At 29.1% G+C, this 17257-nt stretch carries 19 protein-coding genes and 1 pseudogene; 17 read left to right on the top strand and 3 right to left on the bottom strand.

Annotated elements, in window-relative coordinates; translation table 11 throughout:
* Positions 1–2 precede the first annotated feature (2 nt).
* The 8 genes from KEC93_RS15260 (at position 3) to KEC93_RS15225 (ending at position 6550) form a co-directional block, all read left to right on the top strand.
* Positions 3–1406, top strand: a complete 1404-nt coding sequence (locus tag KEC93_RS15260; RefSeq protein ID WP_172462762.1) for an NADH-quinone oxidoreductase subunit N — start codon at positions 3–5, stop codon at positions 1404–1406.
* A 371-nt stretch (positions 1407–1777) separates the two neighbouring features.
* Complete coding sequence (locus KEC93_RS15255) at positions 1778–2461, top strand: response regulator transcription factor (protein WP_023975547.1); 684 nt, start codon at positions 1778–1780, stop codon at positions 2459–2461.
* A complete protein-coding gene (locus KEC93_RS15250) occupies positions 2458–3831 on the top strand; it encodes a sensor histidine kinase (RefSeq protein WP_023975546.1) in 1374 nt (457 codons plus the stop codon). Before KEC93_RS15255 ends, KEC93_RS15250 begins: the two co-directional genes overlap by 4 nt.
* A gap of 292 nt (positions 3832–4123) precedes the next feature.
* Complete coding sequence (locus tag KEC93_RS15245) at positions 4124–4627, top strand: cupredoxin domain-containing protein (RefSeq protein ID WP_077868193.1); 504 nt, start codon at positions 4124–4126, stop codon at positions 4625–4627.
* A gap of 167 nt (positions 4628–4794) precedes the next feature.
* Positions 4795–5025: a heavy-metal-associated domain-containing protein gene (locus tag KEC93_RS15240; protein WP_012059175.1), complete on the top strand. Its 231-nt coding sequence runs from the start codon at positions 4795–4797 to the stop codon at positions 5023–5025.
* Positions 5026–5055: 30 nt separating this feature from the next.
* Entirely contained in the window at positions 5056–5340 is a 285-nt protein-coding gene (locus KEC93_RS15235) for a hypothetical protein (RefSeq protein ID WP_077868194.1), read from the top strand.
* A 217-nt stretch (positions 5341–5557) separates the two neighbouring features.
* A complete protein-coding gene (locus KEC93_RS15230) occupies positions 5558–5767 on the top strand; it encodes a DUF378 domain-containing protein (RefSeq protein ID WP_077868195.1) in 210 nt (69 codons plus the stop codon).
* Positions 5768–5992: 225 nt separating this feature from the next.
* A complete protein-coding gene (locus KEC93_RS15225) occupies positions 5993–6550 on the top strand; it encodes a TVP38/TMEM64 family protein (RefSeq protein ID WP_077868196.1) in 558 nt (185 codons plus the stop codon).
* A gap of 63 nt (positions 6551–6613) precedes the next feature.
* Here KEC93_RS15225 and KEC93_RS15220 read toward each other — a convergent pair whose 3' ends face one another.
* Positions 6614–6898, bottom strand: a complete 285-nt coding sequence (locus KEC93_RS15220; RefSeq protein WP_238892967.1) for a TlpA family protein disulfide reductase — start codon at positions 6896–6898, stop codon at positions 6614–6616.
* 396 nt (positions 6899–7294) lie between these two features.
* Between KEC93_RS15220 and KEC93_RS15215 the strand changes: the two genes are divergently transcribed.
* Together KEC93_RS15215 and KEC93_RS26545 are read left to right on the top strand one after the other, a co-directional pair.
* Complete coding sequence (locus KEC93_RS15215) at positions 7295–9007, top strand: methyl-accepting chemotaxis protein (protein ID WP_077868197.1); 1713 nt, start codon at positions 7295–7297, stop codon at positions 9005–9007.
* 151 nt (positions 9008–9158) lie between these two features.
* Positions 9159–9353, top strand: a complete 195-nt coding sequence (locus KEC93_RS26545; RefSeq protein ID WP_238892966.1) for a YncE family protein — start codon at positions 9159–9161, stop codon at positions 9351–9353.
* A gap of 147 nt (positions 9354–9500) precedes the next feature.
* On the opposite strand, the gene ftsX is transcribed toward KEC93_RS26545, so the two are convergent.
* Positions 9501–10394: a permease-like cell division protein FtsX gene (ftsX, locus tag KEC93_RS15205; RefSeq protein ID WP_077868222.1), complete on the bottom strand. Its 894-nt coding sequence runs from the start codon at positions 10392–10394 to the stop codon at positions 9501–9503.
* Positions 10384–11070: pseudogene (gene ftsE, locus KEC93_RS15200) on the bottom strand (cell division ATP-binding protein FtsE). The gene ftsX and the pseudogene ftsE overlap by 11 nt, the downstream one beginning before the upstream one ends.
* Before the next feature lie 208 nt (positions 11071–11278).
* Between ftsE and KEC93_RS15195 the strand changes: the two are divergent.
* The 7 genes from KEC93_RS15195 (at position 11279) to KEC93_RS15165 (ending at position 17179) form a co-directional block, all read left to right on the top strand.
* Entirely contained in the window at positions 11279–12382 is a 1104-nt protein-coding gene (locus tag KEC93_RS15195) for a C40 family peptidase (protein WP_077868198.1), read from the top strand.
* 70 nt (positions 12383–12452) lie between these two features.
* Entirely contained in the window at positions 12453–12593 is a 141-nt protein-coding gene (locus KEC93_RS15190) for a hypothetical protein (protein WP_155715492.1), read from the top strand.
* 41 nt (positions 12594–12634) lie between these two features.
* A complete protein-coding gene (gene lgt / locus KEC93_RS15185) occupies positions 12635–13468 on the top strand; it encodes a prolipoprotein diacylglyceryl transferase (protein ID WP_077868199.1) in 834 nt (277 codons plus the stop codon).
* 312 nt (positions 13469–13780) lie between these two features.
* Positions 13781–14608, top strand: a complete 828-nt coding sequence (locus KEC93_RS15180; protein ID WP_039771463.1) for a polyprenyl synthetase family protein — start codon at positions 13781–13783, stop codon at positions 14606–14608.
* 41 nt (positions 14609–14649) lie between these two features.
* A complete protein-coding gene (locus tag KEC93_RS15175) occupies positions 14650–15144 on the top strand; it encodes a DoxX family protein (RefSeq protein WP_039771460.1) in 495 nt (164 codons plus the stop codon).
* Positions 15145–15221: 77 nt separating this feature from the next.
* Complete coding sequence (locus KEC93_RS15170; protein WP_077868200.1) at positions 15222–15761, top strand: FixH family protein; 540 nt, start codon at positions 15222–15224, stop codon at positions 15759–15761.
* Between the two features lie 26 nt (positions 15762–15787).
* On the top strand, positions 15788–17179 hold the full coding sequence (locus KEC93_RS15165) for a 4Fe-4S binding protein (RefSeq protein ID WP_039771456.1): 1392 nt from the start codon (positions 15788–15790) through the stop codon (positions 17177–17179).
* Positions 17180–17257 lie beyond the last annotated feature (78 nt).

The following is a 17257-nucleotide window of genomic DNA, read 5'->3' as shown; positions in this document are numbered from 1 at the left end:
TTATGAGTTATATAGTTGAACTTTTAACTGCAGCTTTATGTCTTGTACTTTTAGTATCAAGTTTATCGTTGCCGAAGTGCAAAGAAAAGTTGTGGTTATTTACAAGCATATGCCTTTTTATAATTTTAGTAATTTCTTTTTTTAATGGAAGTCAGTCGCAAACTTTGTTTGATGGAGCTTATATTAATGATTCCTTTAGTACTTTTTTTAAACAGCTATTTTTAATAGCTGCAGTATTAACAGTGTTAATTTCTAGAGATCATCTAGTTTCAAAACAAGGAGAGTTCTATGCATTAATTGTGTCTGCGCTACTTGGAATGATGATTATGGTATCATCGGGAGAACTCATTGCAATATATATAGGGCTAGAATTAATGACTATATCATTTTGCGTTTTAATTGCTTATAAAGGTGATGATAAATCAAAAGAAGCAAGTTTAAAATACCTTATTTTAAGTGCAATGTCTTCAGCAATTTTCTTGTATGGATTAAGTTTAATATATGGGATTACTCAAACAACGGCTATTAAAGAAATTGCAGAAGCACTGGTGACAGGACAGATAGCACCATTAGAAATACTAGGCATGATATTTTTAATTGCAGGTTTTGCTTTTAAAATAGCCATTGTTCCTTTTCATATGTGGGCTCCAGACATTTATGAAGGAGCACCTACTTCGATTACAGTATTTTTAGCGGTAGCATCTAAAACAGCAGGTTTAGCAGTTTTATTAAGATTATTTATGACTGGCATGTCATCTGCGTCTAGCTACTGGATTGATTTAATAATAGTATTATCTGTTATAACTTTAGTGCTTGGAAATTTAGTTGCTATTCCCCAAACTAATATTAAAAGGCTGCTTGCTTACTCAAGCATTTCACAAGCAGGTTATTTTTTACTAGGGATTATTGCGAATTCAAGTCTTGGCATCGCATCAATTTTGCTTTATAGTTTGTTTTATCTGTTTGCAAACATGGGAGCATTTGGAGTTGTAATTGCAGTTTCAAAGGCAACAGGAAGTGATGAAATTAAAGATTATGCTTATTTAGCTAAAAGATCACCATTTTTAGCTGCTGTTATGCTTATTTCCTTACTTTCTTTAGCAGGAATTCCACCTTTAGCAGGATTTATAGGCAAGTTCTATTTATTCTTATCTATAATAGAAAAGGGACAGATATGGTTAGCATTTTTAAGTATTGGTATGAGCGTTATATCAGTATATTACTATCTTAAAGTTGTTAAGGTTATGTATTTTGGAGAAAGTCCTACTAAACTTGAATCAATTCCGGTATCCATAAGTACAAAATTAGCATTAACTATATCTATGACAGTACTTGTTATTCTTGGAATTTATCCTAGCCAAGTAGTAAATGTAGTTTTGTCAGTATCTAAAGCATTTTTATCCTAATATAAGAATTACTAAAGATTCTATTTTGTAATAATCATTATCTTCATAATTTCTACATAATTTTAATGTATAATGAGAATCATTTTCAAATGATAGATAGTAGGAAGGATGAGGAAAATGGTTGCTACAATATTAATAATTGCAGTTGTTGCTTTTATAGTTTTTAGAGTATTCAAAGGCGGTGGAGGATGCTGCCATTAAGGATGTACTTCAAAATGATTTTTTTATCATTTTGAAGTACTTTCTTTTATTAAGTGTAACAGAATTTGAAATTTAAAATAATAAAAGAACTTATTGGAGGAATAATTTTTAGTTAAATTATTAAATATATGATAAAGTAATATTAAAATTAACTATATGGGGGGAATATTATGAACAACATTTTAATAATTGAAGATGAAAAAAGCGTATCAGACGTTGTAAAAGCATATTTGGAAAGAGAAGGATATGGGGTGTATTCCACTGAAAATGGATTAGATGGAATTGAAGTTTTTAGAAAAGAAAGGATTGATCTTGTAATTTTAGATTTAATGCTTCCAGATATTGATGGTGAGGAAGTTTGTAAGATATTAAGAAAAATATCAGATGTATATATTTTTATGCTAACTGCTAAAAGTACATTAAGTGATAAAATTGAAGGGTTAAATATTGGAGCAGATGAATACCTAACAAAACCATTAAGTCCAAGAGAACTTACTGCGCGTGTAAATGCATTGTTCAGAAGAGTAAGAACAAGAAAAGAAAATGTACTTTCTTTTAATAATAACAAATTAATAATTGATTTTGATAAGAGATTAGTTAAATTGAGTGGAGAGGAAGTAAGTTTAACTCCAAATGAATTTGATATATTATATATTTTAGCTTCAAATCAAGGAAAAGTATTTACACGGGAAGCAATAATAGAGAGAGCTTTTGGAATCGAATTTGATGGTTCAGACAGAAGTATAGATGTTCATATCAAAAATTTACGTAAGAAAATTGAAGAAGATACCAAGTCTCCTCGATATATAGTTACTGTTACAAAAATTGGTTATAAATTTGGTGATGAAGTATGAAGCAAAGTATTAGGGGGAGATTGAGTTTTATTATAATATTTTGCGCAGTAGCTACCGTATTATTATCAGCTTTATTAGTAAATATAACTATAACGAATACATTCAATAAGTATATGGAAAATATACAAACTCAAAGAAATACAAGGTTAGTAGAATATTTTCAACAAGTTTATAAAAGTGATGGTGGATGGAATATTACTTCGGGGGAAGAAATGATGCATGAAGCGTATATGAGTAATTACTGTTTAAGTCTTTTGGATGATAATAAAAAGGTTGTATGGGAAATGAACCATGAAGATATACAAAATAAAAATCATATGACAGTAAATGGCAAGGAAGAAACCGGAGTGTATACTTCCAATACTTTTGATATAAATGTAAATGGAAAAACAGTAGGTTATATTATTGTCGGACAGTATTCGCCTGTTTTGCTTTCACAGGAAGATATAAGCTTCAAGGGACAAATTAATAAGAGTATTGTATTTAGTGGAGTATTAACACTAATAGTAGTAGCATTGATAAGTCTTATTATATCAAAGCAATTTTCTGAACCAATAAAGGAAGTTTCAAAAACTTCTGTAAGTTTATCAAAAGGAAATTATAATTCTAGATCAAATATAAAAAGTAATATTGAAGAAATTCGGAATTTAACTGAGAGCATAAATGATTTAGGTGAGAAATTAAATAGTCAGGATGTATTAAGAAAGCGTCTTATTTCAGATATATCCCATGAAATTAGAACTCCATTAAATGTATTACAAAATAATTTAGAGGCAATGATAGATGGAATTATACCTGTAACTACTGATAAACTTAATAGCTTAAATGATGAAGTAATAAGATTTGGCAAGCTTTTAAATAATTTGAATTCATTAAAACAAATAGAGTCAGATGAAATAGTGCTTAAATTAGGAAGGGTTAATATAGGGGAGCTTATTTCAAATGTAATTAGTGATTTTAATATTGCTGCTGATGAAAAAAATATAAAGTTAATTATTAATAAAGAAGAAGGTAAAAATTTTATTGTAGTAGGCGATTACGATAAATTGAAACAAGTATTTATAAATCTTATATCTAATGCAATTAAATTTAACAATATAAATGGAACTGTATGGGTCAATATTAGTAGCGATATAAACTCAGTTATCATTAAAATTAAGGATAATGGAATTGGAATTAAAAAAGAAGATTTACCTTATGTTTTTGAAAGAATGTATCGTGGAGATAAAAGTAGACATAAAATTGAGGGAAGCGGAATAGGTCTTACACTTGTAAAGAAAATATTAACTTTGCATTCTGGAACAATAGATGTAGAAAGTAAGGAAGATAAGGAAACTGTATTTACAGTATGCATAAACAAAAGTAATTAATACATAAATTTTTATCACAAACTACATAAAAAAAGAAGGTATCTATAAACACTTTAAAAAGTGATTTTAAGATACCTTTTTTGTTTTTTTGAGAATTATTAAATTTACATTTATTCCCTTAAAATATAGATGATTTATTATGTTTTAATAATAGCATATAACTACCAATATAATTTGACAGAAATTTCATATATCATCCTTATAGAATCTTCATAACTTTTTATTATACTTTACTATATAATAAGCGACTTTTTTCTGAAATAATATATTTATAATTATAGAGGTGACAAGCATGAATATTATAAGAAAAGTTAATAAAGCAATATATAAATGTTTAAACAACAGAAAATATGTAAGATTATTTGCTATAGGTGCAATTATTCTATTATTTAGTAGTATTGTATCAAGTTTTGATATGAGTGAAAAATTAAAACATAACTTATCAGTAAATAAAGCTAATGCATCTCGCTTAAATATAGCTAATGCGTCTATTGAAAATGGGGTTCAGGTAGTAAGAATAACAGTAGATAATAATGGTTATACCCCTGATGTTATTTATGTTCAAAAAGATATTCCTGTTAAGTTGATATTTGAAGGAGATCAACTTAATTCGTGTAATAATGGAATAGTATTACCATCTTTCAATATAGATAAAGATTTCAAATCAGGAGAAAATATAATAGAATTTATCCCCAAAGATGAAGACATAGAGTTTAGTTGCTGGATGGGAATGATAAAAGGAATAATTAAAATTACAGATAGCATTGAGTCCATAAATGAGACCGAAAAATTTTAATAGAAATTCAGATTTTATTGTGAAAGTTATGTAATATAAGCACTAATTATATAGAGGATTACATTTATCCTGATAATTAGATTTTAATTAATATTTAAAATTTATTTTTATCTACACAATATCTTCATAACATTTATTTATAATGTATTTACAGGGAGGCGATAGTGATGAAAAGCTATAGTTTACGTTTTAAACAAGAAAATATGCTTTGTCATAGGTGTCTAATGAATGTTGTAAAAACATTAAGCTCCATTCAAGGTTTATTAGGAGTTGATGTTAGTTTAGAATCAAAGAAAATTAAAGTAATCTATAGAGATAAAGAGATATCAAGAGATGATATTAAAGAAATAGTAAATAGATCAATTTTAAGTGGTAAAGTAGTTAAGCTTAAACATTAATTATAATGAGAATATGAGGGGGAATTTATTATGAATTGTCATGGAAATAATAAAAATGAAGGAAATAAAAAACACAATCCAATAAAGCATATGTTAATGATGGTGCTTTGTTGTGGATTACCGTTTATAATTGTAGCAGCACTTCCTTTTTTAAGTGTTGGAACAGGACTTAAAGCAGCTATAGGTGGGATAGCACCTTTCATATGTCCAATAATGATGGCACTTATGATGGGAATGATGTTTAAAGGCAAGCATGGAAGCTGTTGTAGTGAGAAGAAAGAAGTTAATGAAAATCAAAACAAAATAGAGCAATAGGCTAATAAAAAAAGAGGTTAATCAGTATCGTATGTTACTATTAACTTCTTTTTTAGTTAGAGAAATAAATAAAGAATGAACAGTTATTAGATTGGTTTTGGGTATAATAAAAGGTAATTTACAAATAATAGATTAGGTATTTAAAATATCTAAATATTATTTGTAATTCAAATTTAACATAATATAAAATATATTTAATAAAAGGGAGTGAATGAAAATGAGAACAATAACATGGGTATTGATTGTTGCAGCTGCTATAAGATTAGGAATAATAGGTTTTTTGGGAGATGATTTCATAGGGCTTGCCTTTGGTTCTGCACCTGTAACAATGTCTTGGCTCGATCGGATAGTTTGTGGCATTGTTGGTATAGCAGGGATATATGCAATTTATTTATTATTCAAAGGAACGAATAGTGAAGTAGCCTAGAAGGATAAGAAAAGTAACACAATCATTTTAAATATGTTTAAGCAAAAGTACCATGGATATGTAAAAGGCTCAAGTGCTGTAAAAGCTAAAATTTGAGTCTTATTTTATTTGAATTGATTATAAGAATGTTGTAAAATAGCAGATAGTAATCAAGATAGTACGTGATAAATAAATGGCATTTAGAAATTAAGATTTTAAGTTAGAATATTAATAAAGGAGAAATCCATGTTCAATATAAATGATGTAGTGGAGATCTTGAGAAATAATAGCTCTATTGCGATACCTATAAGTCTAATAATAAGTATAGGCATTTCCCTTGTTGGTATATTACCGTCAGTATTTATAACAGGAGCGAACATAGTTTTCTTCGGGCCTATTAATGGCTTTTTCATATCTCTGTTAGGTGAAGCAATAGGAGCATATATTACTTTTATTATCTATAGATTAGGTTTTAAAAGGAAGATTGAAAAATTCACAGATAGAAATAGGTTAATTTCTAGAATAGTTAAAAGTGATGGAAGAGAGGCGGGGCTACTAATATTTCAAGGAAGAATCATTCCATTTATACCATCAGGAATTATAACACTTGCAGCATCAATAAGTAGTGTTGATAGTACAATATTCACTGTTGCAACATTGATTGGAAAGGTTCCATCTATAGCGTTAGAGGCACTTGTTAGCTATGACATAATTAATATTTACGATAATTGGATAAGGCTAGTCATAACATTTATTAGTCTAATAGTTATTAAATTTACAATTGCAAAGAAAAAAGATTATTAAGTAAAAATGAATTAGAATAATCTCAGATTAGAGAGTTCTAATTCATTTTTTTATTAAAGCCGGTTATTTATCTAGAGTTTTGATATAGGCTTTCATTTGGTTGATATTCATGTCACCAACATGCTTAGAAAGTATATTTCCGTCTTTATCAATAAAGTATGAAGTAGGAATTGAAGTTATGTTATATTTTGTAGCTACACTTTGATCAGGGTCTATAAGTACCTTAAAGTTATATTTGTTACTATCAATAAATGATTTAACAGCATTTAATGGCTCACCGATTTCTACAGAAACTATAACTAAGTCACTATCCTTTGTTTCTTGATATAATTTTTCTATCTCGGTCATTTCAGCTTTACAGGGGGGGACACCAAGTTGCCAAAAAGTTAAGAAACACTTTCTTGCCTTTTAAATGGTTAATCCCCAATATATATAAGTCAATAATTATCATAAGTAAAATTATTATATAAAAAAGATATGAAGATTATATGTATTTTTGATAACTTATTATTAAAATAAAAAAAGTTAAATTTACATGGTGTGAAATTTATTATATTAGACAGCGTAAAATTAGGGAATTAGAAATTGAATATATTATTATGAATTGGAATATTCTTCATAAGTTCTTCATAATAGAATGGTATTATTTGAGTTGTTAAAAGTTAATATTTTAAGAATGATTTAGAAAACAAAATAATGTGTGTATTCAATTAGGAGATAACATATAAACTGAGGAGGAACAATATGAAAATATTTAATAATTTAAAACTTGCACAAAAACTTATATTTTGCTTCTTATTAATTTCATTACTTATAGGGATTATTGGATTTAGAGGTATATCAGAAATAAAAAAAATAAATGCAAATTCAACCTCTATGTATGAAGATAATTTAATACATTTAAAAACAGTTGAGGAGTTAAAAGCAAACTTTTTACAGATACATTCAGATTTATTAGCGCTTTTAACAACAAAAGATGCAGCTAAAAAACAGGATATTGAAAATGAAATAGAAAAATTAACAAATGAAGATATGATGATTTCTGAAGAATTTAAAAATGCAGGTGAAACAGGTGAAGAAGAAAAATTATTAACAAATTTTATAAAGCTTCACGAAGAATATATGATGTCACGTAAAGATTTTATGGACTTAATAAATGCAAATAAATATGATGAAGCACAAACGGCTTTTCAAATGGTAACTGAGGCTAGGGATAAGACTTTTGATAGTATTAATAAAATAATTGATTCAAATATAAAAGAAGCTGAAAATGCAAATAATGTTAATAATTTAATATTTAAGAATTCGTTTAATTTAATGATTGGTATAGTTATATTCGGTTTCATATTTGCAATTTTACTTGGAGTTTTGATTTCAACATTAATATCAAAACAAATAAATAAGGTTTTAGTATTTGCGGATGCTCTAGGTAGAGGTGATTTAACTCAGAGAATAGATTTCTATTCAAAAGATGAAATAGGAAAAATATCAAATGCTTTAAATAAAGCTGCTGAAAACACTAGAAGTCTTATATCAACAATAATTTCAAATTCTAGCAGTATAAAAGAATCAAGTGAAGAAATCTATAACACTATAGAAGGAATTTCTACAAAAATGAACAATATTAATGAAGCTACAAAGGAAATAACAACTGGTACAGAAGAATTGAGTGCAACATCACAAGAAGTAAATGCATCAATTGAAGAAATAACTTCAAATTCTATTGAGTTATCAAATAAGGCAAAGGATTGCGATCAAGCTTCTAATGATATTCAGATACGTGCCTCAGAAATAAAAGATAAGGGACTAAAATCAATAAATATTTCTAAGAAAATATATAAAGAAAAGCAAGAAAATATATTAAAAGCAATAGAAGAAGGAAAAGTTGTTGAAAAAATTAAAGTAATGGCTGATTCTATAGCAAATATAGCATCGCAAACAAATCTTTTAGCATTAAATGCGGCCATTGAATCGGCAAGAGCTGGTGAAATGGGGAAAGGTTTTGCTGTAGTAGCAGATGAGATACGCAAGCTTGCAGAACAGTCAGCAGAGAATGTTTCAAACATACAAGAAGTTATTACTCAGGTAAACAATGCCTTCAATAATCTTTCACATAACACTCAAGAGATATTGGCGCATATTGATAATAATGTAAATCCAGATTATGAGCTTTTTTTAGAAACTGCTTTTAAATATGAAAAGGATGCAGTCTTTATTAAATCTATGTCAAAAGAAATTGCAAATGGTACAAATCAAATACTTAGTTCTATAGAGCAAACTAGTGCTGCAATAGAAACAGTTTCGTCTACTGCTCAGCAATCGGCAGAAAGTTCAGAAGGGATATTAAATAGTGTAGATGAAACAACTGCCGCAATTCAAGAAGTTGCGAATTCTGCACAAAGGCAAGCTGAATTATCTGAAGAACTTAATTTCTTGGTACAAAAATTTAAAATATAGATAATATGTTGTATAAAAATATAAAGGGAATGGTACTATCGCAGTAGGAAAAGGACCTACCCAAGTTTACATTGAATCAGATGATAAATATTCATTCCTAGCAAATCAAGGAACTGAAGATGCACCATCTAATACTGTTTCAAAGATAGATATGTCAACTAAGAAAGTAGTTGCAACAATAGAAACTGGAAAAGGAGCTCATGGAGTAGTAGTTAGCTCTGATAATAAATATGTTTATGTTACTAATATGTATGATGGAACTGTAAGTGTTATTGACAATAGCACAGATAAGGTTATTAAAACTATAAAAGTAGAAGGAGAACCAAATGGAATAAGCTACAGGTAATTAATATTCTAATGAGAATAAATTTAATTTGAGTTAATTAAATTTAGTAATTTATGCAATCATAATTCATAGTTCTTAATATATAAAAAAGTGTATTGAATTCTAAAATAATTAGTTTTCAATACACTTTTTAGTATCTTTTATGATTTATACTTTTAAAAATTTAATTAAAGACCAGAAGCTTCCTACACTTCCAATTAAAATCCCAACTAATATAAACTGCCATTGGAGGGTTTGCGTAATATAAGATGGTGATATTAAGTTTATTAAAAGTAAATTTTCATTTATCTTTATAAAAACTAGTTTATAGAGATAGTATATTAATATATTTGAACATACTGCTCCAAACAAACCAATAAGTGCACCTTCAATAATAAGCGGCCATCTAATAAACCAATCAGTTGCTCCAACAACTTTCATTATTCCAATTTCTCTACGTCTTGAGTAAATAGCTAATTTTATAGTATTACTAATAAGGAATATAGAAACTGATACCATTAATATGAATAAAGCAATTCCAATCCATTTCACGTTTTTGGATATTGGAATTATTTTATTTGTAAATTCCTGATCATTGCCAATGGATTCTATACCAGGCATATTTTCGATTGCGCTTATCACTTGATGTGATATTTCAGGATTTTCTAGATCTATTATAAATGAATTAGGCAGCGGATTATTGGAAGAATCATAATTATTTAATAAAGAACTATTATCTTCAGAAACCTGTTTATTAAACTTTTTTAAAGCCTCTGATTTATCTTCAAATTTAACACTTTTGATACCAGAAATATTATTTAACTTTTGCTCTAAGTTTTCTTGATCTTTATTAGTAACGCTATTATTTAAAAATACTTGTATTTGAACCTGGGATTTAGCATTACTCATTCCTATATTTATATTTAGCATTAATAGCATTGAGACTCCCATTATAAATAAAGTTGAGGTCACTGTAATAACTGATGCTATACTAATGGTTCTATTTCTATTTAAACTCTTTAATGCATCAATAATATAATATTTGAAGGTATTAAAATTCATTATCATAAGTCCCCCTAATTTCATCTCTTATTATAGTTCCATTCTCAATAGCAATAACTCGCTTCCTCATTGAATCAACGATATCTCTTGCATGAGTAGCCTAAGTATTGTAGTACCGTTTTTATTAACATTGTCGAGCGTGTCCATTACTCCCATTGCAGTTTCAGGATCGAGATTTCCTGTTGGTTCATCGGCAATTAAAATATTAGGATCATTCACTATAGCTCGAGCAATTGAAACTCTTTGCTGTTCACCGCCTGACAATTGGCTTGGAAATGACCTAAATTTATCAGATAATCCAACTAGTGATAAAGCCAATAGGTACCTTCTTTTTTATATCTTTAGTACTGACACCAATAACCCTTAATGCAAAAGCTACATTTTCATAGACATTAAGAGTTGGAATTAGTTTAAAATCTTGAAATATTACACCTATCTTTCTTCTGTAAAACGGTATTTGATTCTTATTTAGATTGGTTACATCAGTATCGTTTAATATTAACTTACCATGTGTCGGCTCAATTTCTTTAAAAAGCATTTTTATTATTGTTGATTTGCCAGCACCACTTGAGCCTACTAAAAAAGCAAAATCACCTTTTTCTATAGTTAAGTTAACATTTTTAAGAGCCAAGGTGTTATTGTCATATACTTTAGTAACGTCTAGAAATTTAATCATTAGTAATCCTCCAATTAGATGTTAGTTAAATATACTTGTGTGTTTTTGTAATATTATAACTTATTATTATGAAGAAATTATGTGTTTCCTTATGGTAATGTATTCCTTTATACGAATCTACATAATTTCTACACAATTTTAGTGTAGTATAGGATTGAATTTACAAAAGAGAGACAAGTATTACTCTATAAATAAGGGAGCGATATAAGTGAAAAAAACAATTAAAACGGTTATGCTTGCAACAGCATTAGTGATGATTACTCAAGTTTCAGCATTTGCTGCACCAACATCTAATCAAGCACAAACTCAATTGGAGCAAAATAAAAATTCCTTAAAGGAAGTACAAGATAAACGACACCAGCTTGAAGCAAGCATTGAAGAGTTGGATAATCAAATTGAAGATTATATGATGAAGATTGAAGCAAATAAGAATAACATAACTGGGGCAGAAAACGATATCCAAACAACAAAAAAGCAAATTACTCAGGTTGAAAAAGAAGTAGAAGCTAAGCAAGATGTATTAGATCAAAGAGTAAGAGCTATGTACATAAATGGGCAGTCTAACTATCTAAAAATCTTATTGGAATCTGAAAGTTTCAGTGATTTAATAACAAGAGCTGAAGCAATTAGAAAAATAATTGGACTTGATAAACAAGTAATAAGTGATTTAAATGATAAGAAGTCAGAAGTAGAAAGTAAAAAAACATCTCTTGAAGTTAAGTATAATGATTTGCTTGCATTAAAAAGCGAAAATGAAGACAAGCTTATAAGTCTAAATACAAATATAGCAGATCAAAAGAAGCTTATTCAAGAGGCCAAAGATCAGGAAAAATTATTTGCATCAAAAGTAGATGAATCTCAAGTGCAAGTAAGCGCAACTATGAATCAAGTAAATAAAATAAGAAATGAAGCACCTAGAGTTACTAATGCATCGAGAGGCGCAAAATCTGCACCCGTTTCTGATAATAACATAATAGCATATGCTTCAAATTTCTTAGGAACTCCTTACCTGTGGGGAGGAACAAGTCCTTCTACAGGATTCGATTGTTCTGGTTTTACACAATATGTATATGCACACTTTGGTATTAGCCTTGGAAGAACAACTTATGACCAAATAAATGATGGATATGAAGTTTCAAAATCCGAACTACAGCCTGGAGATTTAATATTCTATGGTAAGGGCGGAAATCCTACTCATATGGGAATGTATGTAGGGAATGGGACATATATTCATGCGCCGAGAACAGGTGATGTAATAAAAATATCATCAATAGATAGACCAGATTATATTACAGCAAGAAGAGTTAAATAAGCTAATATTTTTAGCCATTAGAATAGAAAATATCAAATTTTAAATTAAGATATTGTAGTTGGAGGTATGAATGATGGTCATTGAAGTAGCAATAACGGTGGTAGTAGTTTTATTTGTTGCGCATATTCTTTATCACAAAGTAATAAAAAAAGCTTCAGGGGGATGCTGTTGTAATAAAGATGGTAAGTCCAAGAAAAAGTGTAGTAAATAGTTTTATAGTTATTTTAAATTTGTAGGAAGGAAGTTAATAGTATGAAGGAACTGTTTAGTTTTGGCCCAATACATATATACTTTTTTGGACTAATGATAGCATTAGCTGTAATTACAGGCGGAGCATTTGCAATTAAGCAAGGGGAAAAAAGAGGAATAAATGAAGACATAATATTTAATCTAATTTTTATTGTTGTTATAGCGGGTGTATTAGGAGCTAGATTATTTTATATTCTTTTTTATAATCCATCATTTTATTTTAGTAATCCAGGAGAAATATTTAAAATAAATGAGGGTGGGTTATCTATACACGGAGGAATTGTTTCCGCTGTGCTTGCAGGATACATATACTCTATTAAGAGTAAGATATCATTTTTAAAACTTGCAGATATTTCAGTGGTGGGTATTGCATTGGCTCAAGGTATAGGTAGAGTAGGGTGCGATGTATTTGGCAAACCAATGGCAAACATAATGATATGGGGGATTAACTATAATGGGCAACTGCTTCATCCTGCACAAGTATATGAGTTTATTTTAGACTATATATTATTTATAGTTCTATGGAGAAGAAGTTACAAGAAAAAATTTGAAGGTGAATTATTTATAATTTACTTAATCGCTTTTGCCATAATAAGAGGTATTGTAGAATTCTTTAGAATAAATCCTGTTATCTGGGGTCCGTTTTCAATTTCGCATTTATTAAGTCTTGCTTTAGTTATTATAGGATTAGCCATTTATATATTCTTATCCAAGAGGGTCGCAGGAAACGATAGGATTTATGTGGAAGAGAATAAAGTAAATTTAACAAGTTCAATAATTATTTTAATTGCATTGGTGGTAATATCTGTATTTGTATTTTATTTTGTGCAAGGATAACTAATGAATTGTGTTTGTGTTTCAACTAGAGGTAAATAAAATATTATAAAGTTAAAGAGCTCTAATAAAATTTTGGTTTTTATTGGAGCTCTTATTATATTTTTAATGCCAGAGGTTACGGGTGACACTGACTAAATTTGAATTACATATAGCAGATCTGAAAGTAATTATTATTTTGATTATTTATAAAATTATCTTCATAATTTCTACACATGTTCTTTGTATACTCTCTAAAGAACAGTAATTCAATTATATAAAAATTAAAATAAATAATTATACTAAAAGATTAGATTATTGAGAGGTGGTGAGGTCATGTCAAATTTTATAAAAGCTAAAAATGCTGTGAGTAAAGAGCTTTATGAAGTTGAGATGATTTTAAAAAATATTGGAAAAGATTTTAGTTCGGGTTCAACTCAAGAGATATTTGAATATTTCTTTAAGGTTCCAGGAAAATATCTTCGTCCTAGTTTGATAATACTTTCAGCTAAAGCTATAAATCCTGAAATGACTATAGATGAGAGAATGCAATTAATTAATTTATGTGTAGCAATTGAGCTAATACATAGTGCTAGTTTGGTACATGACGATATAATTGACAATGATTTATTTCGCCGTGGTCAAAAGACGTTAAATAATATATATGGTAGAAAGATAGCGGTTCTCGCAGGGGATGCCTTTTATGCTAAAGCATTTTCAATATTATTAAAACTACCAACAAATGATGCAGAACAAATAATTACACAAGTTATTGAAAAAATGTGCGTTGCAGAAATTGAACAAGCTCAAAATCATGAAATTACAAAGCAGGATTACTTTAACATAATAGAAGGCAAAACTGCATCCTTTATGGCTGCCTGCTGTAAGCTTGGAGCAAAAACAGTTAATGCAAAAGAAGAAGAAATTGAAGCCTTGGAAAATTACGGCTTAAATTTAGGAATGTTATATCAAATCATTGATGATTGCACAGATGGTGATTCTAACGCTACTAAAAATAATATAACGGTTGAAGATGCTAAAGAGTTTGCTTTAAAAGCTGAACAAGCAATTAAAAATTTAGAGACTTCGGTTTATAAGGATAGCATGAATAGTCTTTTAAATCATATACTTGAATCTTCAAATAAGAAAACAAAAAATGCTTAATCTTAAATTCATAATAAATATCACAAGGGAGATGACATTAAATGAGATTTTTTAGAAATAAATATTTAGTTCCTGTGTGGACAATTTTGCGTATATGGCTAGGCTATCAATGGATAGTTCCAGCAATAGAGAAACTTAAGGATCCAACTTGGGTAGGAAGTCAATCAGGTGTAGCGATAACAGGATTTTTAAAAGGAGCTTTAGCTAAAGCAACCGGAGATCATCCATCAGTACAGTTGTGGTATGCAAGATTTGTTGAAAGTGTTGCTTTGCCAAATGTAGGAGTATTCACGTATGTAGTTCCAGCCGGAGAACTTCTTGTTGGTATTAGTTTAATCCTTGGAGCTTTTACTATAGCAGGTTTGATTGGTGGAGCATTTATGAATCTAAATTACTTATTAGCAGGAACTACTAGCACTAATCCAATTTTATATACTGCAGCTATAATTTTAATGGCAGCTGGAGCAAACGCTTATAAAATTGGGATTGATCAGTTAATTGTATCCTTTTGGAAAAAGAAATATGGTAAACAATAAATATAGCATAGAAAATAAAAATATAACAAAAAAGAAATTAAGTCTTTAGACGTGATAATGAAGGGAGTCAAAAAACAATGAAAAAGAAAACAATTAGAGGTGCAATATTAAGTTTAATTCTTACGTTAGGCCTTTCAACAGCAGCTTTTGCTGATGGAATGGGTAACATGGATATGGGGAAAGGAACAGAAAAAAGTGTAAATGGTATAAATGCAGAATTAACGTTTAATAAAGATAACAAAGTTAAAACCGGTGATAATGATGTAATGATCACATTGCATGATAATAATGATAAAAAAATTGAAAATGCTGATGTTAAGATTAGTGCAGAAATGGACAAGAACTCTGATATGGGCATGGATATGAATGGTAAAAAGCCAATTGAAGTATCATTAGAAAATAGTAAAGATGGTCAATACATGGGGAAAATTAATTTCACTGATAAAGGTAAATGGGTTATTACAGCTAACATTATGGTAAATGGAGAACAGAAGGATGTAGAGTTTGATGCGGATGTGGTTAGCGGTGGACCAAACTGGGTAGTTATAGGTGGATTTGTAGGAATAGTGGTAGTAATAATTATAGTAGCTGCAGTAAAGAAAAAAAGTAGCAAATAAAGATAAAGAATAGAGGTGATAGTTTAATGTCGAAGTTGGACAAGAAACTTAGTGATGAAACAAAGGCATCACAAGAGCAAAGAGGAAATAATTTATTAAATAATAAAATACTTAAGAGCTTCATTAAAAGTAAGTGGTATCCAGGAATATTTCAGCTATTTGTAGGAATAGTATTTGCATTCATCGTGTTTGAATTACTAACTGGACCTGACGAAGCTCACGATAACTTTGGTACAGCGGGAACTTGGGTATTGTGGTGGCCTATACTTCCAATACTATTATTTTTAACAGGTAGGTTTTGGTGTGCTATATGTCCATTTGGAGCCTTAAGTGATGTAGTACAAAAATTTGTAGGAAGCAAAAAGCCAGTACCTAAATTTCTAAGAAAATACGGAGTATGGCTTATAGATGCAATGTTCTTAGCAATTACATGGAGTGATCACGTTTTTGGAGTCGTTGAATCACCTAGAGGTTCAGGAACATTACTCCTACTTATTACAATTGGTGTAATATTCTCAGGTGCTTTTTGGGAACGTAGAACCTGGTGTAGATATCTATGTTTCTTAGGCGGATTATCTGGAAATTATTCAAGAGCAGGGATGCTGCAATTACGTGGAACAAAAGATATATGTGCTAAATGTACAGCAGCACATTGTTATAAAGGGAGTGAAAGGGCAGAAGGATGTCCTATGTTTGAATTCCCAAAAACTATGGAAGATAATGCAGAATGTAATTTCTGTGGTAATTGTGTAAAGAATTGTCCTAACAATTCAATTCAAATATCATTGCGTCCACCTACTAAAGAATTATGGTTTATTAGAAAGCCACGATTAGATGCATCATTTTTAGCTGTTGTAATTATGGGTATAGTATTTGTACAAAACATTACAATGTTAGAAATATGGGATGGAATGCTTGCATGGCTTGAAAATGTAACAGGAACACAAAATTATGCTATTACTTTTACTATAACATTTATTATAGCTATGGCTATACCAGTAGCATTGTTATCTATAACAGGATTAGTTGCAAAAACATTTAATAAAGCTTCGTTAAAAGAAAATTTCACGAAGTATGGATATGCGCTCATACCATTAGATATGGCTGCACATATAGCTCATAATTTATTCCATTTACTAGCAGAAGGAAAATCTGTATTCTATACATTTATAGAATTATTTGGAGTTGAAATTCAACATACATCTTCAGCTATTTTAGATGACCCAACGATACAAGCGTTTCAGTTTATATTAATAGCAATTGGAACTCTTGGTTCAATATATACTGTATATAAAATATCGAAGAATAATTATGAATCTAAAAAAGTTAGCACAACAATAGTATATTCTATTCTTTTAATATTACTAGCAGTAGTTAATATAATGTTATTCTCACTACCTATGGCAATGCGTATGTAATGATCCTTTATAGCTTATCTAAAAATTATTTTAGATAAGCTATAATATTATTTTTCTTGCATCTTATAAGAAGAATAA

Origin of the sequence: Clostridium beijerinckii (assembly GCF_018223745.1) — a bacterium.
Taxonomy (GTDB): Bacteria; Bacillota; Clostridia; order Clostridiales; family Clostridiaceae; genus Clostridium; species Clostridium beijerinckii.
The sequence above is the reverse complement of the archived record's forward strand: the minus strand, read 5'-3'. Positions and strand labels throughout refer to the sequence as shown.